Raw genomic sequence first — 22,941 nt, 5'->3', positions numbered from 1 at the left:
AGAAAGCGAGGAGCAGGTGGAACAGCAGGACCGGCCGGTGCGGGTCGCGCTGGTGGGCGCGGGCAACCGGGGCCAGACGTACGCCCGGTGGGTGGCCGCCAACCCGGGGCGGGCGCGGCTGGTCGCGGTCGCCGACCCGCGGCCCCACCAACGAGGGTTGATCACCGCCGCCCATCCGGGCGCGGCGGAGTTCGTCGACTGGCGGGACCTGCTCGCGGCGGACCCGCCGGCGGACGCGGTCGTCGTGGCCACCCAGGACCGGATGCACGTGGAGCCGGCCGTCGCGTTCGCCAAGACCGGCCGGCACCTGCTGGTGGAGAAGCCACTCGCGCCGACCGCGGACCAGTGCCGCGAGATCGTCGAGGCGGTCCGCGCCACTGGCGTGCTGTTCGCCGTCTGCCACGTCCTGCGCTACACCCCGTACACCGACGTGGTGAAGCGGGTGGTGGACAGCGGGGTACTGGGCGAGATCGTCAGCGTCCAGCACCTCGAACCGGTCGGCTGGTGGCACTACGCCCACTCCTACGTACGCGGCCCGTGGCGACGGGAGGACCTGGCCACCCCCATGCTGCTGGCCAAGTCCAGCCACGACCTGGACTGGCTCGGCTACGTCACCGGCCGGCGCATCGAGCGGGTCGCCAGCTTCGGCGGGCTACGCCACTTCCGGCCCGACCAGGCTCCGGCCGGCGCTGCCGCGCGGTGCCTGGACTGCGCCGTCGAGCCGGGCTGCCCGTACTCGGCGCCGAAGCTGTACCTGCCGGTGCTGCGCGAGCGCGGGCCGATCTGGCCGGTCAGCGTGGTCACCGACGGCACCGACGAGGCCGCGCTGCTGGCGGCGCTGCGCACCGGACCGTACGGGCGGTGCGTGTACTCCGGCGACAACGACGTCGTCGACCACCAGGTCGTCGCGATGGAGTTGACCGGCGGGGTCAGCGCCACCTTCACCATGGCCGCCTTCACCGAACAGACCCACCGGCAGACCCAGCTGTTCGGCACCCACGGCTTCCTCTCCGGCGACGGCGAGCGGGTCCGGGTGCACGACTTCCGCACCGACCGGATCGAGGTCCTCGACGCCGGCACGGTCGGCGGGTCCACCGCCGCCGACGACCACGGCGGCGGCGACACCGCGCTGATGGACGCCTTCGTCCGCGCCGTCGCCACCGGCGACGGCCAGCACATCCGGTCCGGGCTGGACGAGACCCTCGCCAGCCACCTCGCGGTCTTCGCCGCCGAGACGGCCCGGCACACCGGCACGGTCGTGACCGTGCCCGCGCACTGAACCACTCAGAGAGGAACGGACAGATGCGAGTTCGCAGGTACGCACCGGCCGCGGTCGCCGCGCTGGTGGCCGGGCTGCTCACCGCCTGCGGCGGCGGCTCCGACGCCGGCGACGACAAGCAGAGCGTCACCATGTGGATCTACCCGGTGATCCCCGACGAGGCCACCCACCGGGGTTTCTGGGACAAGCAGGTCGCCGCGTTCAAGGCCGACCACCCCGACGTCGACGTCAAGGTCGAGATCTTCCCGTGGGCCAAGCGGGAGGAGTCGCTGACCACCGCGATCGCCGGCGGCAAGGGACCCGACGTCGTGTACCTGATCCCCGACCAGCTCGGCAAGTTCAACAAGATGATCGAGCCGGTGGACGACTACCTGCCCGCCGACGCGAAGGCCGACTACCGGGAGAACGTCCGAGCCGCCGTCACCCTCGACGGCAGGATGCTCGGCGCGCCGATCCTGACCAGCAGCAACCCGCTGATGTGCAACGCGAAGGTGTTCACCGCCGCCGGGATCACCGAGTACCCGAAGACGTGGGCCGACCTGCTGGCCCTCGCACCGCGGTTCAAGGCCAAGGGCTTCGACGTCACCAACTACTACGCCGACCCGAGCGCCACGCTGAACCAGTCCTTCTACCCGCTGCTGTGGCAGGCCGGTGGGGACGTGTTCGGCGCGGACGGCAGGTCCGTGGCGTTCGACGGCCCCGAGGGCGTCAAGGCGCTGACCTTCCTCAAGCAGCTCGTCGACGGCGGTTACGTCGAGAAGGACCTGATCACCAGCATCCCCGCGTTCGAGCAGACCAACGTCGCCAGGAACAAGGTCGCCTGCACCTGGCAGCACGTCCCGGCCGACGTCGAGAAGTTCTGGGGCAAGGAGAACATCAAGATCTTCCCGCCGCTGAGCGACGCCAGGAGCGTCGGCTACGGCACCGTGGGCAGCCTCTCCATCCTCAAGGGGAGCAAGGCCAAGAAGGCCGCCGGCGAGTGGGTCTCCTTCGTCACCGCCCCGGCGGTCGCCTCCGCGTACGACACCGCGGGCGGCTACTTCTCGGCCAAGACGTCCGCCGGGTCCCTGTACCCCCAGGACCCGGTGAACACCGAGATGGAGAAGACCCTCGGCAGCACCACCGTCGGCGCGCTCAACGAGAAGAGCCGCGAGGTGATGGGCGTGCTCGCCCCCGAGATCCAGGCCGCGCTGATCGGCAAGAAGACCCCCGAGCAGGCGCTCGCCGACGCGGCCAGGGCCGCCCAGGCGCTGCTCTGACCCCTGCCGGCCCGCCGCCGCGCCGCGGCGGCGGGCCGGGCACCACCGCACCGGCCGCGTCGGCCGATGCCGAACCTGCGAAGAGGATGGCGAGATGGCCGTACCTGCTCAGCTGCCGGCCCGGGGGGCCCGGCGGGTGATCGCCCGGCGCGAGGCACGATGGGGTCTGCTCTTCGTCCTCCCCGCGTTCCTGCTGTTCCTGGCGTTCCGCTTCGGCCCGGCGATCGCGGGGCTGCTGCTCGGGTTCATGGACTACACGATCGGCGGCGACGCCGAGTGGACCGGGCTGGAGAACGCCCGGCGGCTGGCCGACGACCCGGTCTTCTGGCAGTCGCTGCGGATCACCGCCGGCTACACCCTGCTGTACGTACCGCTGACCGTGGCCGCCTCGGTCGGGCTGGCGCTGCTGGTCCGGCGCGCCTTCCGCGGCGTCGGCTTCTTCCGGTCGGTGTTCTTCCTGCCGGTGGTCACCAGCCTGGTGCTGGTCGCCACGATCTTCTCCTGGGTGTTCTCCTCCGGCGGCCCCTGGGCGCGGGTCCTCGGCTGGGTGGGCCTGCCCGGCGACTCCTGGCTGGCCTCCAGCACCTTGGTCCTGCCGGCACTCGCCCTGGTCGGCGTGTGGTCGCACTTCGGGTACGGCATGCTGATCGTGCTGGCCCGCCTCCAGGACCTGCCGCGCGAGCAGGAGGAGGCCGCGCTCACCGACGGCGCCGGCCCGTGGCCGCGGTTCCGCTGGATCGTGCTGCCCCAGCTCAAGCCGGTGCTGTTCTTCCTGCTGGTGATCGAGACGACCGCCTCGTTCCAGGTCTTCGACCTGGTGTACGCGATGACCGGCGGCGGCCCGGCCCGCGCCAGCTACACCCTCGTCATGGCCCTGTACGACCAGGGCTTCAAGTACTTCGACCTCGGCTACGCCAGCGCGATCGGGGTGGCCCTGTTCGCGATGACCCTGGTCGTCGCACTGATCCAGCGGCTGGCCCTCGGGAGGGACAAGTGACCGCCACGACCACCGCCCCCGCAGCCACCACGGCACCCCGGGCCCGCCGGCGGCGCTCGTACCGGGCGTTGCAGCCCGGGCCGGGCGGCACCGTGCTGCGGTACGTGCTGCTCGCCGTGGCCAGCGTGGTCACGCTGTTCCCGTTCTACGCGATGGTGGTGCTGAGCCTGAAGCCCGCCGCCGCCGTCGAGTTCCCCGGCAGCCTGCTGCCCTGGCCGATCGAGTTCGACGCGTACGCCACCGTGCTCGACTCGCGGAGCATCCTGCGGTGGCTGCTGAACACCACGATCTACTCGGTGGTCAGCGTCGTCGCGGTGCTGCTGCTCGCCGCGCTGGCCGGGTACGCGTTCGCGAAGAAGCGCTTCCCCGGCCGGGAGGCGATGTTCTGGTCGTTCCTGGCGATGGTCATGGTGCCGTACCACGTCACCCTCATCCCGACCTTCATCCTCATCGCGAGGGTCGGCGGGGTCGACACGTACTGGGGGCTGATCCTGCCGACGCTCGCCAACGCGCAGGCGGTGTTCCTGATGCGGCAGTTCATCCAGGGCCTGCCCGACGAACTGTTCGAGGCGGCGAAGATCGACGGCGCGTCGGAGTGGCGGATGTTCGTGCGGATCGTGCTGCCGCTGTGCAAGCCGATCCTGGCCACCCTCGGCGTGTTCGTCTTCCTGTGGCACTGGAACGACCTGCTCTGGCCGTTGATCATCGGCCAGAGCGGGGACATGCGCACCCTCACCGTCGGCATCGCCTCCCTCCAGCAGGAGCAGGTGCCGCTCAACGTCATGCTCGCCGGCTCGGTCGTCGCGTTCGTGCCGATCTTCGCCGCCTACCTCGTGGGCCAGCGGTACTTCACCGAGGGCGTCACGATGTCCGGAATCAAGGGGTAAGAGAAACATGTTCACAAGTGAGTCCGAGTTGGAGGACCGCCTGGCCCGGCCGTCGGCGGCGCTCGTCGCCGACCTGGCCGGCGGCTCCGGCGACCTGGTGGTGCTCGGCGCCGGGGGCAAGATGGGCCCGTCGCTGTGCCGGCTGGCCCGCCGGGGGCTCGACGCCGCCGGCCGCGGCGGCGACCGGGTCTACGCCGTGTCGCGCTGGTCGGACCGGTCGGCGGCCGACGCGCTGGCCGCCGACGGGGTGGAGCCGGTGACGTGCGACCTGCTCGGCGACGGCGATCTGGCCGGGCTGCCCGACGCCGCCGACGTGGTGTTCATGGTGGGCGCGAAGTTCGGCACCGCCAGCGCCCCCTACCTGGCCTGGATGGTCAACGCGGTGCTACCCGCCGCGGTGGCCCGCCGCTACCCGGCCGCCCGGATCGCCGCGTTCTCCACCGGCAACGTGTACCCGATGGCGCCCGTGACCTCCGGCGGCTGCGTGGAGACCGACCCGCCCGGCCCGATCGGCGACTACGCGATGAGCTGCCTCGGCCGGGAGCAGGTCTTCGCGCACGCCGCCGCCACCCGGGGCACCCCGGTCACGGTGATCCGCCTCAACTACGCGGTCGACCTGCGCTACGGGGTGCTCGCCGACATCGGTAAGGCGGTGCTGGCCGGCGAGCCGGTCGACCTCACCACCGGCCACGTCAACGTGGTCTGGCAGGGCTACGCCAACGAGGTGGCGCTGCGGTCGCTGGAGCGCGCCTCCGCCGACGTGTTCACCCTGAACCTGACCGGCCCGGAGACCGCCCCGGTGCGCCGGATCGCCGCCCGGATGGGCGAGCGCCTGGGCAGGCCGGTGACGTACGCCGGCAGCGAGGCGCCGACCGCGCTGCTCAACGACGCGACCCGCTGCCACGCGCTGTTCGGCTACCCGGACGTGCCACTGGGCACCCTGATCGACTGGCAGGCCGACTGGCTGGCCGCCGGCCTGCCCACCACCGGCAAGCCCACCAAGTTCGCCGTCCGCGACGGAAGGTTCTGACATGTCCCTGGACCTGCTGCGCGACGGGACCGTCATCCCCGCGCACCCGCTCGCGCTCACCGCCGACCGCCGCCTCGACGAGCGGCGGCAGCGGGCGTTGACCCGCTACTACCTGGCCGCCGGGGCCGGCGGCCTCGCGGTCGGCGTGCACACCACCCAGTTCGCCATCCGCGAGGCGGGGCTGCTGCGGCCGGTGCTCGCCCTGGCCGCCGAGACCGTCGACGCCGAGGCCAACCGACCGGTGGTCAAGATCGCCGGGGCCTGCGGCGACACCGCCCAGGCCGTCGCCGAGGCCGAACTGGCCGCCTCGCTGGGGTACCACGCCGTGCTGCTGTCCCCCGTCGTGCCCGGCGCCGACGAGGCGTACCTGCTGGACCGGGCGCGGGCGGTCGGCGAGGTGCTGCCGCTGATCGGCTTCTACCTCCAGCCGGCCGTCGGGGGCCCACGCCTGTCGACGGCGTTCTGGCGGGCGTTCGCCGACCTGCCGTCGGTGGCCGCGGTGAAGCTCGCCCCCTTCGACCGGTACCGCACCCTGGAGGCGGTGCACGGCATCGCCGCCGCCGACCGGGCCGCCGAGGTGGCGCTGTACACCGGCAACGACGACCACATCCTCGGCGACCTGCTCGGCGAGTTCGCCGGCCGCCGGTTCGTCGGCGGCCTGCTCGGCCAGTGGGCGGTGTGGACCCGCGCTGCGGTGACGATGTTCGACCGCGTACGAGCCGCCCGGTCGGGCGATCCGGCGGCGCTGGCGGAGCTGACCGCCCGCGCGGCGGCGGTCACGGACGCGAACGCGGCGGTGTTCGACGCCGCGAACGGGTTCCACGGCTGCATCGCCGGGGTGCACGAGGTGCTGCGCCGGCAGGGGCTGCTCGACGGGGTGTGGTGCCTCGACCCGGCCGAAGGGCTGTCGCCCGGCCAGGCCGAGGAGCTGACCCGGGTGACCACCGCCTATCCGTGGCTGACGGACGACGACTTCGTCGCGGAGCATCGCGATGACTGGCTCCGGTGAGCCGCCACCCGGGGCCGGTGGAAACGGGCCGCCGGTGACCACACCCTCCGGCGGACGCCGTCCGGTCACCGTGGTGTCCGTATCCGCCACCCTGCGCGCCCAGTTCTTCCCGGACCGCATCGGCGACCGGCTGACCACGATCACCGACGCCGCGCTCGTCGACGACCACGCGGCACTCACCCTTACCGGCCTGGAGCCGCTGCTGGCCCGGGCCGAGGTGCTGGTGACCTCGTGGGGTGCCCCTCGGCTCGACGCGGCCCTGCTGGATCGCGCCCCGGCGCTCCGGCTGGTCGCGCACACCGGCGCCTCCGTCAAACCGTTCGTGACCCCCGAGCTGTTCGCCCGTGGCATCACGGTCACCCAGGCGGGGCAGGGCATGGCCCGGTCGGTGGCCGAGGTCGCCCTCGCGTTCACCCTGGCCCTGCTGCACCAGACGCCCCGCTTCGACCACGCGCTCCACAGCGGCACGAGCTGGAGCCAGGCGGAACAGGCGCCACCCCGGCACGAGATCCTCGGCTGCCCGGTCGGGGTCGTCGGCGCGTCCCGCACCGGGCGGGCGTACCTGGAACTGGTCCGCGCCCTGGGCGCTGAGGTCAGCGTGTACGACCCCACTCTCACCGCGACGGACGCCGCCGCGCTCGGTGCCCGGCTGGTCGGCCTCGACGAGCTGCTCGCCGGCAGCCGCGTCGTCGCGCTGCACGCGCCGACCCTGCCGGAAACCCGGCACCTGCTCGGCGCCCGCGAGCTGGCGCTGCTGCCCGACGGCGCCGGACTGGTCAACACCGCCCGGTCCTGGCTGGTCGACGAGGCGGCGCTCGTCGCGGAGCTGTCCCGCGGCCGGATCGACGCCGCGCTGGACGTCTACGACGACGAGCCGCTACCCACCGGCCACCCGCTACGGGCGCTGCCCAACGTGCTGCTCACCCCGCACCAGGCCGCCGGCACCGTGCAGGGTCGCCGGCGGCAGGGCGAGATCGTCGTCGACGAGATCGCCCGGTACGTGGCCGGCCGGCCCCTCGCCCACGCGGTGACGCCGGAGATGCTCGCCAGGACGGGCTGACACCGCCAGACCCGGCACGCGATCGACATGGGCCCGCCTGCGGGCCCCACCCCATCGGAGAGGACATCATGAAGTTCATGCGGATCGGCCCGGCCGGTGCCGAACGGCCGGTGCTGTTCGACGGCATCAGCTACTTCGACCTGAGCGGCGTCACCGCCGACATCGACGCGGCGTTCCTCGCCGCGGACCCGGTCGAGCGGGTCCGGGCGGCCGGGCCGCTGCCCGAACTCGACGTGACCGGGGAGCGGATCGGCGCCCCCATTGCCCGGCCCGGTGCGGTGCTCTGCATCGGGCAGAACTACCGCGCGCACGCCGCCGAGTCGGGAGTCGCCCCGCCCGAGCGGCCGATCCTGTTCCACAAGTCGCCGAACACTGTGGTCGGCCCGTACGACGACGTACTGATCCCGCGCGGATCGACGAAGACCGACTGGGAGGTCGAGCTGGCCGTGGTGATCGGGAAGCGGGCCCGCTACCTCGACTCCCCGGCCGAGGCCCTCGCCCACGTGGCGGGGTACGCGGTCACCAACGACGTGTCCGAACGGGACTACCAGTTCGCCGACCCCGGCGGCCAGTGGTCCAAGGGCAAGTCGTGCGAGACCTTCAACCCGCTCGGCCCATGGCTGGTCACGCCGGACGAGGCCGGCGACCCGCAGGCGCTTCGGCTGCGTTCGTGGGTCAACGGCGAGCCGCGGCAGGACTCCCGGAGCGCCGACATGATCTTCGACGTGGCGTACCTGATCTGGCACCTGTCCCAGTTCACCGTGCTGGAGCCGGGTGACGTCCTCAACACCGGCACCCCGCAGGGGGTGGCGCTGTCCGGCCGGTTCCCCTACCTGGCGGCCGGCGACGTGATGGAGGTGGAGATCGACGTGCTCGGCCGGCAGCGCAACCTGCTCGCGCCGGCGTGACGGCCCCGGTCGAGTTCCGCCCGGCCATGCCGGCGGACGTGCCGTCGCTCCACGCCACGTGGGACGAGGCGTTCACCGACGCACACGTGACCGAGCTCTACGCCCACGACCCCGGCCGCCTCCCGCGCACCTTCGTGGCGGTGGAGGCCGGGACGGTCGTCGCCGCCGTCTACTACCTGCCCCGCCGGGTCCGCAACGCCGCCGGCGGCGTCGACCTGGTCGGCGGCGTCGCCAACGTGGCCACCCGGGTCCGGGCGCGGGGCCGCGGTCACATCCGCCGCCTGCTCGACCTGGCCGTCACGGCCATGGCCGCGGACGGCTGCGCCTGGTCGTTGCTGTTCACCGGCACATCCGACGTCTACCTGTCCAGCGGCTACCGCCCGTTCACCCTGCACTACCGCAGCGGTCGACCGGCGGCAGCCGCCGCCCCTCCGCCGGGCTGGACCGTCCGGGAGGAGTCCGATGTGGACTGGGCGGAGCTCGCCCCGGTGCACGCGGCGTTCAACGCCCACCGGCCGCTCAGCACGGTGCGGGACGCCGCCGACTGGGGGTTGCGGGTGCCGGTGTGGTACGCGCCGCCCACCCGGACGCTGGTCGCCCGGCACGACGGCCGGACAGCGGGCTACCTGGTCGCGCAGTGGTCTCCGGGGCACGTCCGGGTGATCGAGGTTGCAGCCTGGCCGGACCGGCCGGATGCCCTTCGCGCCCTGTTCGGCGCTGTCGCCCGAACCGCCGTCGACCGCGCCGTACGGCACTGCACGGCCCGGCTGCCCGCCGACCCGGTGATCGAGGCGGCGTTGCCGAGCCTCCTGATCGACCCGGTGACGGAGGCCGACGCCACCGGCATGGTCCGGCCGATCCACGCGGCGCCCGACCACCTGGCCGCGATCACCGGGGCACCCGGCGCCTTCCACTGGCCGGCCGACTACCTGTGAGCAGCACACCGGAAGGAGTCCGATGAGTCTCGTGGAGCAGGTCACTCCGCCGGTCGCCGGACACGGGGAGGGGCCGGTGTGGTGCCCTGCCGACCAGCGGGTGCGTTGGGTCGACATGCTGGTCGGCGACGTCCTGGCTCTGGACCCGGCCACCGGGGAGATCAGCCGCCGGCACGTCGCCCCGTTGGTCGCGGCCGTGCGGCCGCGCTCCGGTGGTGGACTGGTCGCGGCCGTCGAGCGGGGCTTCGCGCTGCTGACAGGGGACTCGGTGGATCTGCTGCCCGAGATCTGGTCGGATCCGTCGGTCCGGATGAACGACGGCGGGTGCGACCCGCTCGGGCGCTTCTACTGCGGCTCCATGGCCTACGACGCCGCGCCGGGTCGGGCCGCGCTGCACCGGCTCGACCCCGGCGGCTCGGTCGAGACGGTGCTCACCGGGCTCACTGTCTCCAACGGCTTGGCCTGGACCCGGGACGGCGGGACCGCCTGGTACGTCGACTCGGCCACCAACCGGATAGACACCTTCGCCTTCGACGTGACCACGGGCGAGTTGCATGACCGACGGCCAGCCGTAGCGGTGCCTCTTGACACGGGCACGCCAGACGGACTGTGCCTCGACGTCGAGGGCGGTGTCTGGGTCGCGCTGTGGGACGGGGGCGTCGTCCACCGGTACGCGCCGGACGGCCGTCTCACCGCCGTCGTGGAGCTGCCGGTCCGGCGCCCGACCGCATGCGCGTTCGGCGGCCCGGACCACACCGACCTCTACATCACGACCTCCCGCGAGGGCCTGCCGGCCGAGGACCGCTCCCCCGCGGGGGCTCTGTTCCGGATTCGACCAGAGGTGCCCGGGTTCCCCGATCACACCTTCGTGGGCTGACCGCGCCGACGGGTCGATGCCGATCGTCACGGCCAGTGCGCCACCGATCCCGCTCGTCCGCGCTCAGCCCCTCTCGAAGACCAGCGTTCCGCCGATCCAGGTCTGCACGACGGTCAGGGCGGCCAGCTCCGTCGGCGCGGTCTCCAACGGGTCCGCGTCCAGGACGACGAAGTCGGCGAACTTGCCCACCTCGAGCGAGCCGACCCGGTCCTCCCAGCCGATCGAGAACGCCGCCCACTCGGTGTACATCCGCAGCGCCTCCTCGACCGTGACCGCCTCCTGGGCAGCCAGCACGTCGCCGTCGTTGGTACGCCGGGTGACCGCGGCCTGCATCGCCGGGAACGGGTCGTGCTGGTCCTCGGTGATGCCGATCGCGTCGGAGTTGCCCGGGATCGGCAGGCCGTGGTCGATCAGCGTGCGGAACGGCATCACGGTCCCGATCCGGTCGCTGCCCAGGTGCGCGACGTATCCGGCCGCGGTGGTCAGGATGAAGGCCGGCTGCGGAACGGGGACGACTCCGGAGGCTGCCAGCCGCTTGATCCGTTCGTCGGTCATGAACATGTTGCCCGCGTGCTCGATGCGGTGCCGGGCGGCCCCGTGCCGCTCGACCGGCAGTGCCAACGCGCCGTCGAGAGCCTGGTCGAGGGCGCGGTCGCCGATCGCGTGCATGGCGATCTGCAGGCCCGCCTCGTCCGCGGTGGCGACCAGGGCGGCGACCTCCTCGTCGGTGAACGCGAGTTCGCCGCGGTAGCCGGGCTGGCCGGGGTAGTCCTGGTGGAGGGCGGCCGCGCCGGCGGTGAGCCCGCCGTCGAGGAAGACCTTGAAGCCGACCATCGCGAGATGGTCCGGATCGAGGGCGTCGATGCGCTCCCTGGTACGGCCGGCGCGCACGTCCTCGGCCGACACCACGGCCTCCAGCTTCGGGTACAGCGCGGCGCGCAGCACCAGCTCACGGTCCGCGGCGACGGAGGCGATCGCCTCCAGCCCCTCGCGGTGCAGCGGGATGTCGCCGAGGGTGGTGACGCCGACTGCGAGGTACCGGTCCTGCACCCGCTTGATCGCCGCCGCGAGCTCCTCGACCGGCGGCTGCGGGCCGCCGAGCGGCTCGAACATGTCGTAGGTGCGGCCGGTGGCGACGCCGGTGGCCGGGTCGCGCTCGATCCGGCCGCCGGGCGCGTCCGGGGTGTCGTCGTCGACCCCCAGCAGCTCCAGGGCCAGGGAGTTGAAGACGTTGAGGTGGTAGCTCGCCCGGTACATCACCGGGTGGGTGGTGCTGACCCGGTCCAGGTCGTACCGGTCGGGATAGCGCCCCTCGGCGAGCTTGAGATTCTGGTAGTGCTCCCCCTGACCGAGGATCCACTCGCCGGCGGCCGTGGAACCGGCGCGCTCCGCGAGCACCGAGACCATCTCCTCGATGCTCGACACGCGGGACGAGCGGCAGTCGACGGCGAGCTCCCAGGAAAAGGCGAGCAGCTCCAGGTGGGAGTGGCAGTCGACCAGTCCGGGGAGCACCGCCGCACCGGCCAGGTCGACGACCCGCGCCCCTCCGGCGCCCGCGAGGATCTCCTCCGTCGTCCCGATCGCCGTGATCCGGCCGCCCTCGGCGCGAAACGCCTCCGCGACGGTTCCGGCGCGGTCCATCGTGTGGACCCGGCCACCGACGAAGCACACTGTCTCTGTTGGCACTGCTCTACCTCTTTCTGGGCATGGTTGCGAAACCGCCGTCGGGAGAGGGGGCCGACGGTGGCGGGTCAGGGAGTGTGCGTCAGCGGACGGCGGGCATCTGCACGGTCTTGGTTTCCAGGTACTCCTCGACGCCGAGGCGTCCCCGCTCCCGTCCGAGGCCACTGCCGCGCATGCCACCGAACGGCAGGGCCGGCTCGCTGACCAGCGGAGCGTTGACGCCGACGGAGCCCGCCCTGAGCTTCCGGGCGACCGCGGTCGCGGCGGCCTGGTCACCGCCGAACACGTACGCCGCAAGGCCGTACTCGGTCGCATTGGCCAACCGGACGGCCTCGTCGACGTCGGCGCAGCGGATGACGCTGAGCACCGGGCCGAAGAACTCCTCACCGAGTACCGCGGGCTGGCTCTTTCCCTCGGCGGTCAGCAGCGTCGGCGCCAAAAACGCACTCGCCTCGTTCTCGGCGGTCCGGGTGCCGCCCGCGACGACGGTCGCGCCGCCCGTCACGGCCTCGGCCAACTGCGCCTCGATCCGTCCGACGGCGGCGTGGTCGATGAGCGGGCCCATCGTGGTCGCCGGGTCGCGCGGGTCGCCGAGGACGATCTGGTCGACCGCCGCGGCGAGTTCGGCGACCAGGTCGCCGGCCTTCGACTCGACGACGTACACCCGGTTGGCGGCCATGCACGCCTGCCCGGAGTTGAGGAACCGCGCCCGAACCAGGTCACGCGCGGTCCGGACGACGTCCGCGTCGGGTAGCACCACCGCGGCCGCGTTGCCGCCCAACTCGAGAAGGACCCGCTTGATCGACGCCGCGGCCTTGCGCATGACGAGTTCGCCCACCCTGCGCGAGCCGGTGAAACTGATGCACGCGACCTCGGGGGCGTCCAGCAGGACGTCGCTGACCCGCTGCGGATCGCCGGCGACGACGACGTTCAGGACACCGGACGGGAGACCCGCCTCCTCGAAGCAGCGCGCGATGGCCAGCGCGGTGAGCGGCGTCTGCGGGGCCGGCTTCAGTACGACCGTGCAGCCGGCCGCGAGGGCGGCGCCGACCTTGCAGGCCACCATGAACGCCGGGAAGTTCCACGGCGTGATCGCCAGGACCACCCCGATCGGCTCGTGCAGCACGAGGGCGTCGCGGCCGGGCGCGACGTCGGCCCAGGCCTCGCCGGGAAGCCGCAGCGTCTCGTGGCTGAACCACTCGAAGAAGCGAACCGTGTTGCGGGCCTCGCCGACCGCCTCGGCCAGCGGCTTGCCGGTCTCCGCGCTGATGAGCTCGCCGATGGCCTCGACCCGCTCCCCCAGCAGGTCGGTCGCGCGGCGGAGAACCTCGAAGCGCTGCCAGCCGGTCGCCGAGGACCACCCGTCGAGGGCGGTCGCCGCCGCAGCGACCGCCGCGGCGGCCTGGTCGGCGTCGGCGTCGGCGACCGTGCAGATCGTGGCCCCGGTGGCCGGTTCGTGGACCGCGAACGCGTCCGGGGAGGTCACCCAGGTGCCGCCGATCCACGAGCCCGGCCTGCCGCCCACGAGTCGTGCGACCAGGTCGGCCGGCCGGCTGCTCATCGCGCGCCCTCGGCGCCGCAGACGGCGTACTCGTCCTCGCCGACCTCTCCGGTCCACTCGACGTCACCGAAGTGCATCACCAACTGCACCAGCTGGGCGGACGCGGTGGCGCCGTGCCAGTGTTCGACGCCGGGCTCGGTCCAGACGACGTCGCCCGGGCGCATCACCACCACCTCGCCGCCGCGCTCCTGGATCCAGCCCTCGCCGGAGACGGTGTAGAGCATCTGGCCGCCCGGGTGCCGGTGCCAGTGCGTGCGCGACCCGGGCGCGAAGAACATGTTGAGGGCGCGGGTCCCGCCGTCGGCCAGGACGATGTCCGACCAGACCTGTCCGGTCGTGGTCGCCGACCGCATGGCCGACACCCGGTCCCCCGGAATGCCTCGTCCGATGATCATCATGCTCCTCTGGTTCGTGGGGGCGGGTCAGTCGGTGGTGCGGCGGACGTCGGCCAGCACGCGGTTGCTCGCGTTGTAGCCGGTGACGCCGCTCATGAAGTTGCCCGGCCAGTTGCCGACGCCGGTCAGGTAGAGCCCCTCGACCGGGGTCCGGTAGTCGGCGCAGCCAGGGATCGGGCGCGAGTCGAAGATGTGTCCGGGCACGATGTCGCCGTGGGCGCCGTTGCCCTCGACGAGGGCGAACTCGCGCTCGAGGTCCAACGGCGAGTAGACGTGTACGCCGGCGAGGATCTCGGACAGGTTCGGGATGTGCTGCTCCAACGTGCTGACCACGGCCTTGCCCAGGTCGTCGCGCTGCTCGTCCCAGGTGCCCTCGGCCAGGTGATAGGGGACCCCGCGGACGCTGATGCTGACGAAGTGGCATCCCGGTGGGGTCAGCGAGGGGTCGTGCGCCGAGTCGATCATCGCGGTGACGGTCGGTCGTTTGCTCCAGCGCCCGAGCACCGCCTCGTTGTAGGCGTTCTGGAGCACGTCGATGCTGGCCGCGATCCGGAAGTTGGTGCCGAGGAAGAGGCGGTTCTCCTCCTCGTCCCGGGCGGCGGCGAACCGCGGGGTGCCGTCGAGCGCGAGGTGGACCTTGGCGGAGGTGCCCTTCATGCTGACCGCCTTGGCGAGGTCGTAGAGGTCCTCCCCGATGTCCTCGGGCCCGACCAGCCTGGTCAGGGTCAGCTTCGGGTTCGCGTTGGAGACGACCCGGGGAGCGCGGAACTCGCGCCCGTCGGTGAGGACGACACCGACGACCCGCTGGTCCTCGCAGAGGATGCGCTCGACCTCCGCGCCGGTGAGGATCGTGGCGCCGTGGGCGCGGGCGGACTCCGCCATCGCGCCGGTCACGGCGCCGATGCCGCCCAGCGGCGCGGCGTTGCGCATCATCAGCTCGTTGTCGTCGTTGGTGCCGACGCCGCGCAGCGACTCCTCCCACAGCGGCCGCTGAAGCAGCAGGTAGCCGCTGCCCGGTGTCCGCGGGCCGACGAAGTTGGTCGCGACCGCGGTGCCGGCGAAGAACGCCTGCAGCTGCGGCGACGAGAGCCGCTCCTCGAGGATGTCCGCGACCGGACCGAACATGATCGACTCGAAGTCGCGGCGCTGGCGCGGCGTGGTGAAACGCGCGGCCACCTCGGCGAACGACGGCGGCGGGTCGTAGAAGGAAACCTTCATCTGTCGGGCCACCGAGGCGTACAGCCCGATGACCGAGGCGTAGCCGTCGAGGTCGGCGTCCCCGTGCGCGAACTGCTCCATGACCGCCCGGCGCTTGGCCCGGTCCGGCCAGGCCGGCAGGGCCCGGCCGTCCTCGAAGAGGGTCAGGGATCCGAGCGGCGGGTGGGCGAAGCGGAGCCCGTACTTCTCCAGCTCGAGCTCCTGGGCGATACGCGGATCGAGGCTGTGGCTCGCGTTGGCCACGCTGCTCCCGCGGTAGCCCGGGAAGATCTCCTCGGTGACGCAGGTGCCACCGACGACGTCGCGGCGCTCCAGGGCGAGCACCTTCAACCCTGCCCGAGCCAGGTACCCGGTGGCCACCAGGCCGCTGTGCCCGGTCCCGACGACGATCACGTCGTACGCCTGCTCCATCCGCTTCCTCTCGTTCCGTCGCCGTTGCAGGGTCAGCCCAGCGGGCTGATACGTCGAGCCGAGATGCGCCATCCCGCGTCGGTGCGGGTTACGGTGTCGCGGTAGATCGCGGCGGTGACCTGGCCTCCCGCCCGCAGGGCGAGCGCCTTGCTGTGGCATTCGGCGGTGTCGTCGTCGACGGCGTCCACCACCACGTTCGTGATGTGGTGGCTGACCGCGGGCGTCGTGATCGCCGTGAAGGCCGCGATCACCTCGTCGAGCCCGCTGGCCGTGAGACGGCCCGGGTTGTCGAAGGAGATCCCGGGCGAGAAGACCTCTCCGAGCCGGTCGTACTCGTGGGTGTCGAGGATGTAGGCGACCCGGTTGAGGACGTCCTCGATCGCTCGGGTGTCGGCCGGGTCCACGGGTTGGTTGGTCACTGGACTCCCTCGAATCTTCCATGCAGTGGAAGTCTGACTTCCGTGCCATAGGATGCCCCCGAATCCGAGCACGGTCAAGCGCTGCCGCGACCTCCGCGAGAGCGGTCGGAGGAAGATCCCGAAGGAGACCTGGAATGACGACGTGCGAGCAGACCCGGGCCGACCGGACCTGGGTCGACGAGGCGATCCGCCGCGTCGAGGCCGACGCCAACCGCAGTTCCGACACGCACCTGTTGGCCTTCGACCTGCCCGGTCGGCACGGCATCGACCTCTACCTGAAGGACGAGTCCTCGCACCCGACCGGAAGCCTCAAGCACCGGCTCGCCCGCTCGCTCTTCCTGTACGCGCTGTGCAACGGCTGGATCGGTCCGACCACCACGGTGGTCGAGGCCTCCAGCGGCTCGACCGCGGTCTCCGAGGCATACTTCGCCCGCCTGCTGGGCCTGCCCTTCATCGCCGTCGTCCCGACCACGACCAGCCCGGCCAAGGTCGACCTCATCGAGTGGCACGGCGGGCGCTGCCAGGTGGTGGATCATCCGGGACAGGTGTACGACGAGGCGCGGCGTCTCGCCGCCGAACTCGGCGGCCACTACCTCGACCAGTTCACCTACGCCGAGCGGGCCACCGACTGGCGCGGCAACAACAACATCGCCGAGTCGATCTTCGAGCAGCTGTCCGGCGAGGCGCACCCGGTCCCGGCCTGGATCGTCGCCAGCGCCGGAACCGGCGGCACGGCGGCGACCATCGGCCGCTACCTCCGTTACCGGCGGCACCCCACCCGGCTGCTGGTGCCCGATCCCGAGAACTCGGTCTTCCTCGACGCCTGGCGCCTCGGCGACCGCGGACTGCGGTCGGCCGAAGGCTCCCGGATCGAGGGGATCGGCCGCCCCCGGGTCGAGCCGTCCTTCGTACCCGAGGTGATCGACGAGATGGTCCGCGTGCCGGACGCGGCGTCGGTCGCGACGATGCTGTGGACCTCGCGCCGCCTGGGCCGCCGGGTCGGACCCTCGACCGGGACGAGCATGTGGGCGACCCTCCGCCTGATCGCCCGACTGGAGCGTGGCGGCGAGCGGGGCAGCGTCGTGAGCCTGATCTGCGACGGCGGCGAACGCTACGCCTCGACGTACTACGACGCGTCCTGGCGTGCGTGCCAGGGCATCGACGTGGCGCCATACCTCGCGGTACTGGACGAATACGAACGTTCGGGGTCACTCGCCGGTGTGATCGCAGGAACGCCTGGCTGCGGCTCTTGACAGGCCGCCATCCAGGCCACCAGCATCTGCAATGGAAGTCACACTTCCATTGTATGGAAGAGCAACCGAGGTGGTTCATTCGCTCGACCGGCCGCCCAGACCAAGAAGGAACCCTAATGCGAACAACTCTCGACGTGAGCAGGGGCCGGCGTCGCGTCGGCGCCGTGCTGGCCGCGGTCGTCGTGGCCCTGGGCAGCCTCACAGCCTGCTCGGGCGGTGGCGACGAGAAGGGGTCGATCACGTACGCCGGATTCGGCGGCACCTACGAGGAGGCCGTCAAGGCGGCGCTGTTCGACCCGTACTCGAAGGACGCCGACGTCAAGGTCCTCTACGACAGCAGCGGCTCCGACGTCGCCAAGCTGGTGCAGATGTCCAAGTCCGGGTCGATGACCCTCGACCTGATCGACGCCGAGGACTCCTCGCTCGCCCAGTTCATGGCCGCCGGCATCCTCCAACCGATCGACACCAAGGGCCTCGACGGGTTCGCCGACCCGAGCGCGGTCACCGAGTACTCGGTGCCGTGGTACACGTTCTCCCGCAACCTGTTCTGGAACAAGAACGAGGTAGCCGGCGGCCTCGACTCCTGGGCCGACCTGTTCGACACGAAGGGCATCCCGGGCAAGCGCGGCATGGTGGCGCTGCCCTGGGGCATCCTCGAGGGCGCCCTGATCGCCGACGGCGTCCCGGTCGACCAGCTCTATCCGCTCGACCTGGACCGCGCCTTCGCCAAACTCGACACCATCCGCAACGACACCGTCTTCTTCCCCTCCAACGGTGACCTGCAGAACGCGATCTCGCAGGGCGAGATCGCGATGGGCTACGGGAACCTCGCGCGGATCAAGAGCATCGCCAAGAGCGGCGCGGTGCCGCTGGACTACACCTGGGAGGGCGCCGTCCTCTCCGTTCAGCAGCTCGTCATCCCCAAGGGCGCGCCGGACGGGCCGGACGCCCTCAACGCGATCAAGTACTCGTTGAAGCCCGAGGTCCAGAAGGCGATCATGGACAAGCTCGGTTACACGCCGTCGCAGAAGTCGGTGCTCGACGGCCTCGACGCCAAGACCCGCGCCGACCTTCCCGGCACCGAGGAGACCGCCAGCGACGAGACCTTCCGCATCGACGTGGACTGGTGGGCCAAGAACGGCGCGGACGCGCTCAAGCGCTGGCAGGACTGGCAGCACGCGTGACCACCACTCCGACAGCCCCGGACGCGGGCCTCTCGCGGCCGGCCCCCCGTACCCCGGGGGGCCGGCGGCGCCGCCCGCGCGGCTGGGACCTCAGCGGGATTCCCGCGGTCCTGGTCGTGACCCTGGTCTTCGTGCTTCCCGTCGCGATCCTCTGCCTGCGCAGCGTGACGGAGCCGACCTTCGGCGTGGAGAACTTCACCCGGCTCCTCGGGCACTCCGGCTACGTCGACAGCATCGTGCGGACGATCCTGATCTCCGCCGCCTCGACACTCGTGGCGCTGGTCCTCGGCTACCCGATCGCATACCAGATGGTGCACGGCGGCACCTGGCTGCGCACCTTCCTGACGGTGGCGATCATGGCCCCGTACCTGACCTCGATCCTGCTGCGGTCGTTCTCCTGGCTGGTGATCCTCGGGCGTCAGGGCCCGGTCAACAAGCTGATCGAACAGTTCGGGCTGGAGCCGATCGCGATGGTCTTCACGCCGATCGCGGTCGTCGTCAGCCTCTCCCACTACCTGCTGCCGCTGATGATCCTGCCGCTGGCCGCCACGATGCGCGCGGTCGGCGACTCCCGGGTGCGCGCCGCGACCAGCCTGGGCGCCGGGCCGGCCCAGGCGTTCGTCCGGATCTACCTGCCGTTGACCAAGCCCGGCATCCAGGCGGGATCGGTCCTGTGCTTCGTCTACGGCATCGGCGCATTCGTGATTCCCGCGTTGCTCGGCGGTTCCAAGGGCAGCATGCTCGGCTCGCTGATCCACAGTGCGATCAAGCAGAGCGGCGACTACGGCCTCGCCTCGGCCGCCGCGCTCGTGCTCGGCGCCCTGGTCCTGGTCATCGTCCTCGCCTTCCAGCGGCTGACCGGGATGTCGACGACCGAACTCGCCGGGCGATCCGGCGCCGCGGCCACCCGCTCGCGCCACAGCAGGCGCGGGGGCGGACGCGTCCTCCGGCTCGCGGGACGCGCCGCCGGCGGGCTCGACCGCCTCGGCGTCACCCGCAGCCGTGGGCTGCCGAAGGCCCTGGCCGCCGCCCTCGGCGTCCTCGTGCTGGCGCCGCAGTTCATCGTCATCCCGATCTCGTTCGCCGCCACCAAGGCGCTGGTCTTCCCGCCGGTCGGCTACTCGACCCAGTGGTACTCGGAGTTCTTCACCGCCAGTTGGCTCGACCCGCTCACGGTCAGCGTGCGGATCGCGCTCTTCGTGACCGTCATCGCCGGAGTGCTCGGGACGCTCGCCGCGATGGCCGTCGTCCGGGGAACGGTCCACGGGTGGGGTGCGCTGACCTCGACCCTGATGATGCTGCCGCTGCTGTTCCCGACGGTGGTCGCCGCTGCCGGCTTCTACGTGGAGTTCGAGCGGATCGGGCTCGTCGACACCGAGGTGGGGATCGTCCTGGCCCACGTGACGCTGGCCCTGCCGTTCGTGTTCAGCGTGGTCAGCGCGGGTCTCCGCTCGCTCAACCCGGGGTACGAGCGAGCCGCGTCCAGCCTGGGGGCGAGCCGGACGGTCCAGCTGCGCCGAATCGTGCTGCCGCTGATCGCCCCGTCCATCGTCACCGCCAGCCTCTTCGCGTTCCTGACCTCGTTCGACGAGTCGACCGTCGCGATCTTCCTCTCCGGCGTTCACGTCAAGACGCTCCCCAAGCGGATCTTCGAAGCGCTCTCCCTGGAGACCAACCCGACCGTGGCGGTGATCTCCGTCTTCGTCATGGCCTGCGCGGCTGTCATCTGGCTCGGCTACGCGCTGTTCCGCCGCCTCATCAAGATCTCGAGGAGCAACTGATGACCCTCAGCCATGGCGCGATCCACTTCGACAACGTCCGCAAGGAGTACGCCGACCACGTCGCCGTCGACGACCTCACCCTCACCATCGAGCCCGGCGAGTTCTTCACCGTGCTCGGCCCGTCCGGGTCGGGGAAGACCACGACCCTGATGATGCTCGCCGGTTTCACCGACCCGACCTCGGGAACCATCCGCGTCGACGGCACCGACATCGCGCGCGTGCCGAGCGACAAGCGCAACATCGGTGTCGTCTTCCAGGACTACGCGCTGTTCCCCCACATGTCGGTCCGCGACAACCTCGCGTTCCCGCTTGAGATGCGCAGGGAGCCGCGCGAGGTCATCGCCGAGCGGGTGGACCGGGCGCTCGCGCTGGTCGACATGGCCGCCGCGGCCGACCGGCTGCCCGACCAGCTCTCCGGCGGCCAGAAGCAGCGGATCGCGGTCGCGCGGGCGGTCGTGTTCGACCCGGCGTTCCTGCTCATGGACGAGCCGCTGGGAGCCCTCGACCGGAAGCTGCGGCAACGCCTCCAGGTCGAACTCCGGCAGCTCCAGCAGGCGCTGAAGGTGACGATGGTCTACGTCACCCACGACCAGGAGGAGGCGATGTCGATGTCCGACCGCGTCGCCCTGATGAACCACGGCCGGATCGAGCAGGTGGGGACGCCACGGGAGCTCTACGAGCACCCCCGGTCCGCCTTCGTCGCGGACTTCCTCGGCACCAACAACATGCTCGCGGTCCGTCCCGAGGCCCCGGGCCGGCTGAGCGTCGAGAACGGCGGACTGCTGTCACTCGACGACGGCAGGAGCGTGCCCGCCGACGCGGCGGTGGCCACGCTGCGGCCGGAGCGGATCGCGCTGACGGACGTCGCAGCCGCCCCGCCTCCCGGGTTCAGCAACTGCACCGGGAAGATCACCCACCGTCTGTACCTCGGCTCGCACACGATGTACACCGTCCACTCTGAGACACTCGGCCCCGTGCGGGTGCAGATGCAACACGATGACGGCGAGCATCCCTACCGCACCGGCGAGACGGTCGGCATGATGTGGCGGACACGCGACGTGAACGTCTTCGGCTCCACAGCCGAACGATGAAGGAGGACCCGGTGACCGTGCTGGAAGACGAGCCCACCGAGCAGCGCGGCGTCCGGTCGGTGATCCGTGCGCTCAACCTGCTCTCCGCGGCCGCTCGTGGAAGCCGGACACTCACCGAGCTCGCCGGCGAGGCCGGCGTCAGCCTGAGCACCGCGTCGCGGCTCCTGGCGACCCTGAAGATGGCCGACTTCCTCGAACAGGACAAGGACGGTCAGTTCGTCCCCGGACCCGAACTGACCGCGCTCCTGTACGCCGGCGACCAGTGGTCGGGAATCCGCAAGCTCGCGCGGGAGGCCGTCGCCAGCCTCCGGGACGAGCTCGACGAGACCGTGACGTTCTTCGTCCGTTCCGGAAACGACCGTGTCTGCATCGAGTCGGCGGAGTCCGGCAGGCTCGTACGGAGGGTCTGCCACCCCGGTGAGCGCGGGCCGGTGCACCTGGGCGCCGCCGGCAAGGCCCTGATCGCCTTCAGCAACGCCGAGCACGGCTACCTCGGTTTGCCACCGGGCACCAACGAGTTCAGGACGGAGTCCGGCGCCGTACGCACCCTGGCCGATCTGCGGGCCGAGTGCGCCGTCATCCGAGAACGTGGCATGGCCTACAGCGGCCGCGAATCGACCGAGGAGTCGTGGGCCGTCGCAGCGCCTGTCCTGCGGGGCGACCTCCTTCTCGGCGTCCTGGCCGTGGTGGTCCCGATGACCCGGTCGGACGAGCAGTACGTCGCGAAGATCCAGGCGACTCTGCGGCGGGCGGCGACGGCCGCCAGCTCCTGAGTCCCCCACCGATCGAGTCGCCGGACCCGGCACCACCACCCCTGCCAGGCAACCCGAGGAGTTCATCCGCTCATGCCCGGACGTGTTCTGCCCGGACCCGATCAGCGTGGCCTCTTCATCGCCGGCGGCTGGCGCGAGGCGGAGGAGGGAGCCACCTTTCCGGTGCGCGACCCGGCCGACGGGTCCGTCCTCGCCTCGGACGCGGACGGCTCCGTCAAGGACGCGGTCGAGGCCCTCGATGCCGCCGTCGCCGCCCGGAAGGACTGGGCAGCGAGCGCGCCACGCGACCGCGGGGAGATCCTGCGCGTTGCGCTGAACCAAGCCCGCTGGTCTTGATCATCTGCTGCCCGCCCAGGTCGACTACCGCCTCACCGAAACCGGCGCAAGCCTCACCCACCTCGTCAAAGCACTCGCCGACTGGTCACTGGCACACCGGGCAGCCATCGCCCAAGCCCGTCAGGCCTACGACGGCGACCACCCCGACAACGACATCCGGTGACGCGCAGCGCGTCGTCAACGTCCTGACCTGCAACAACTATCCAGTGGTTTTGGCGATGATGCGATCCACCTCATCTCGACCGAAGGCCCGCAGGGTCGTGGTACGCACGTTGCCCGCCCCGCCGAGCTGCAGGAGCGCCGCGGTGGCGGTTTCGTCGTCGGGCGCCTCGACGACGGCCACGAGGTCGTACGGACCGACGGTCCAGTAAATGTTCAGGAGTTTCGCCCCGAGCTTCTGTGTCGCTGCGGCGAAGGCCTCGGCGCGCTTCGCGGTGTCCTTGTAGCCTCGGATCCCCTGATCGGTCCAGTTCAGCAACGCGACATACGTCGGCATGGTCCTTCACCTCCACGAAGAGACCTCATCGTAAGATTGATTCTGGGCATAATGGCCGAAATGTGCATAAAGCCAGGTCACCGGTGCCGGTTGATCTCC

At 71.5% G+C, this 22,941-nt stretch carries 23 protein-coding genes; 17 read left to right on the top strand and 6 right to left on the bottom strand.

Annotation, left to right across the window (positions count from 1 at the left end; translation table 11 throughout):
- Window positions 1–16 precede the first annotated feature (16 nt).
- The 10 genes from ACGFIZ_RS12685 to ACGFIZ_RS12640 all read left to right on the top strand — a co-directional run bounded on the left by ACGFIZ_RS12685 (window position 17) and on the right by ACGFIZ_RS12640 (window position 10,241).
- Window positions 17–1,279 carry a Gfo/Idh/MocA family protein gene (locus ACGFIZ_RS12685; protein WP_393418669.1) on the top strand — a complete coding sequence of 421 codons (1,263 nt, stop codon included), beginning with the start codon at window positions 17–19 and terminating at the stop codon, window positions 1,277–1,279.
- 23 nt (window positions 1,280–1,302) lie between these two features.
- Window positions 1,303–2,538 (top strand): ABC transporter substrate-binding protein, encoded by a 1,236-nt coding sequence (locus tag ACGFIZ_RS12680; protein ID WP_393418667.1) that lies wholly within the window; start codon window positions 1,303–1,305, stop codon window positions 2,536–2,538.
- Between the two features lie 94 nt (window positions 2,539–2,632).
- The gene (locus ACGFIZ_RS12675; protein WP_393418665.1) at window positions 2,633–3,535 is read left to right on the top strand and encodes a carbohydrate ABC transporter permease; all 903 of its coding nucleotides are present in this window, start codon (window positions 2,633–2,635) and stop codon (window positions 3,533–3,535) included.
- Window positions 3,532–4,422 (top strand): carbohydrate ABC transporter permease, encoded by an 891-nt coding sequence (locus tag ACGFIZ_RS12670; RefSeq protein ID WP_393418663.1) that lies wholly within the window; start codon window positions 3,532–3,534, stop codon window positions 4,420–4,422. Before ACGFIZ_RS12675 ends, ACGFIZ_RS12670 begins: the two co-directional genes overlap by 4 nt.
- A 7-nt stretch (window positions 4,423–4,429) precedes the next feature.
- Window positions 4,430–5,452: an NAD-dependent epimerase/dehydratase family protein gene (locus tag ACGFIZ_RS12665; protein ID WP_393418661.1), complete on the top strand. Its 1,023-nt coding sequence runs from the start codon at window positions 4,430–4,432 to the stop codon at window positions 5,450–5,452.
- Window position 5,453: 1 nt separating this feature from the next.
- Entirely contained in the window at window positions 5,454–6,461 is a 1,008-nt protein-coding gene (locus ACGFIZ_RS12660) for a dihydrodipicolinate synthase family protein (RefSeq protein ID WP_393418659.1), read from the top strand.
- 73 nt (window positions 6,462–6,534) lie between these two features.
- Complete coding sequence (locus ACGFIZ_RS12655) at window positions 6,535–7,521, top strand: hydroxyacid dehydrogenase (RefSeq protein ID WP_393418657.1); 987 nt, start codon at window positions 6,535–6,537, stop codon at window positions 7,519–7,521.
- A gap of 68 nt (window positions 7,522–7,589) precedes the next feature.
- The gene (locus tag ACGFIZ_RS12650; protein ID WP_393418655.1) at window positions 7,590–8,429 is read left to right on the top strand and encodes a fumarylacetoacetate hydrolase family protein; all 840 of its coding nucleotides are present in this window, start codon (window positions 7,590–7,592) and stop codon (window positions 8,427–8,429) included.
- Window positions 8,426–9,364, top strand: coding sequence for a GNAT family N-acetyltransferase (locus ACGFIZ_RS12645; RefSeq protein WP_393418653.1), 939 nt, complete (start codon window positions 8,426–8,428; stop codon window positions 9,362–9,364). The genes ACGFIZ_RS12650 and ACGFIZ_RS12645 overlap by 4 nt, the downstream gene beginning before the upstream one ends.
- Window positions 9,365–9,386: 22 nt before the next feature.
- Window positions 9,387–10,241 (top strand): SMP-30/gluconolactonase/LRE family protein, encoded by an 855-nt coding sequence (locus ACGFIZ_RS12640; protein WP_393418651.1) that lies wholly within the window; start codon window positions 9,387–9,389, stop codon window positions 10,239–10,241.
- Between the two features lie 63 nt (window positions 10,242–10,304).
- On the opposite strand, the gene ACGFIZ_RS12635 is transcribed toward ACGFIZ_RS12640, so the two are convergent.
- The 5 genes from ACGFIZ_RS12635 to ACGFIZ_RS12615 form a co-directional block, all read right to left on the bottom strand.
- Complete coding sequence (locus ACGFIZ_RS12635; protein WP_393418649.1) at window positions 10,305–11,927, bottom strand: amidohydrolase; 1,623 nt, start codon at window positions 11,925–11,927, stop codon at window positions 10,305–10,307.
- A 79-nt stretch (window positions 11,928–12,006) separates the two neighbouring features.
- Window positions 12,007–13,485, bottom strand: coding sequence for an aldehyde dehydrogenase family protein (locus ACGFIZ_RS12630; RefSeq protein WP_393418647.1), 1,479 nt, complete (start codon window positions 13,483–13,485; stop codon window positions 12,007–12,009).
- Complete coding sequence (locus ACGFIZ_RS12625) at window positions 13,482–13,880, bottom strand: cupin domain-containing protein (protein ID WP_393418645.1); 399 nt, start codon at window positions 13,878–13,880, stop codon at window positions 13,482–13,484. The genes ACGFIZ_RS12630 and ACGFIZ_RS12625 overlap by 4 nt, the downstream gene beginning before the upstream one ends.
- A gap of 27 nt (window positions 13,881–13,907) precedes the next feature.
- The gene (locus tag ACGFIZ_RS12620) at window positions 13,908–15,509 is read right to left on the bottom strand and encodes a phytoene desaturase family protein (protein WP_393418643.1); all 1,602 of its coding nucleotides are present in this window, start codon (window positions 15,507–15,509) and stop codon (window positions 13,908–13,910) included.
- Between the two features lie 32 nt (window positions 15,510–15,541).
- Window positions 15,542–15,928, bottom strand: coding sequence for a nuclear transport factor 2 family protein (locus tag ACGFIZ_RS12615; RefSeq protein WP_393418641.1), 387 nt, complete (start codon window positions 15,926–15,928; stop codon window positions 15,542–15,544).
- Window positions 15,929–16,062: 134 nt separating this feature from the next.
- Between ACGFIZ_RS12615 and ACGFIZ_RS12610 the strand changes: the two genes are divergently transcribed.
- The 7 genes from ACGFIZ_RS12610 (at window position 16,063) to ACGFIZ_RS12580 (ending at window position 22,509) form a co-directional block, all read left to right on the top strand.
- On the top strand, window positions 16,063–17,181 hold the full coding sequence (locus tag ACGFIZ_RS12610) for a PLP-dependent cysteine synthase family protein (RefSeq protein ID WP_393418639.1): 1,119 nt from the start codon (window positions 16,063–16,065) through the stop codon (window positions 17,179–17,181).
- A gap of 116 nt (window positions 17,182–17,297) precedes the next feature.
- Window positions 17,298–18,365: an extracellular solute-binding protein gene (locus ACGFIZ_RS12605; protein ID WP_393418637.1), complete on the top strand. Its 1,068-nt coding sequence runs from the start codon at window positions 17,298–17,300 to the stop codon at window positions 18,363–18,365.
- On the top strand, window positions 18,362–20,146 hold the full coding sequence (locus ACGFIZ_RS12600) for an ABC transporter permease subunit (protein ID WP_393418635.1): 1,785 nt from the start codon (window positions 18,362–18,364) through the stop codon (window positions 20,144–20,146). Before ACGFIZ_RS12605 ends, ACGFIZ_RS12600 begins: the two co-directional genes overlap by 4 nt.
- The gene (locus tag ACGFIZ_RS12595) at window positions 20,146–21,237 is read left to right on the top strand and encodes an ABC transporter ATP-binding protein (RefSeq protein ID WP_393418633.1); all 1,092 of its coding nucleotides are present in this window, start codon (window positions 20,146–20,148) and stop codon (window positions 21,235–21,237) included. Before ACGFIZ_RS12600 ends, ACGFIZ_RS12595 begins: the two co-directional genes overlap by 1 nt.
- A gap of 11 nt (window positions 21,238–21,248) precedes the next feature.
- A complete protein-coding gene (locus ACGFIZ_RS12590; protein ID WP_393418631.1) occupies window positions 21,249–22,010 on the top strand; it encodes an IclR family transcriptional regulator in 762 nt (253 codons plus the stop codon).
- A gap of 72 nt (window positions 22,011–22,082) precedes the next feature.
- Window positions 22,083–22,346, top strand: coding sequence for an aldehyde dehydrogenase family protein (locus tag ACGFIZ_RS12585; RefSeq protein WP_393418629.1), 264 nt, complete (start codon window positions 22,083–22,085; stop codon window positions 22,344–22,346).
- A gap of 4 nt (window positions 22,347–22,350) precedes the next feature.
- Window positions 22,351–22,509 carry a winged helix-turn-helix transcriptional regulator gene (locus tag ACGFIZ_RS12580; RefSeq protein WP_393418807.1) on the top strand — a complete coding sequence of 53 codons (159 nt, stop codon included), beginning with the start codon at window positions 22,351–22,353 and terminating at the stop codon, window positions 22,507–22,509.
- Window positions 22,510–22,545: 36 nt separating this feature from the next.
- On the opposite strand, the gene ACGFIZ_RS12575 is transcribed toward ACGFIZ_RS12580, so the two are convergent.
- The gene (locus ACGFIZ_RS12575) at window positions 22,546–22,842 is read right to left on the bottom strand and encodes a GYD domain-containing protein (RefSeq protein ID WP_393418627.1); all 297 of its coding nucleotides are present in this window, start codon (window positions 22,840–22,842) and stop codon (window positions 22,546–22,548) included.
- Window positions 22,843–22,941: the final 99 nt, after the last annotated feature.

Source organism: Micromonospora sp. NPDC048830, assembly GCF_043198215.1.
In the GTDB taxonomy this organism is placed as follows: domain Bacteria; phylum Actinomycetota; class Actinomycetes; order Mycobacteriales; family Micromonosporaceae; genus Micromonospora.
Note: the sequence above shows the minus strand (reverse complement) of the source record. Positions and strands in the feature narration are given on the sequence as shown.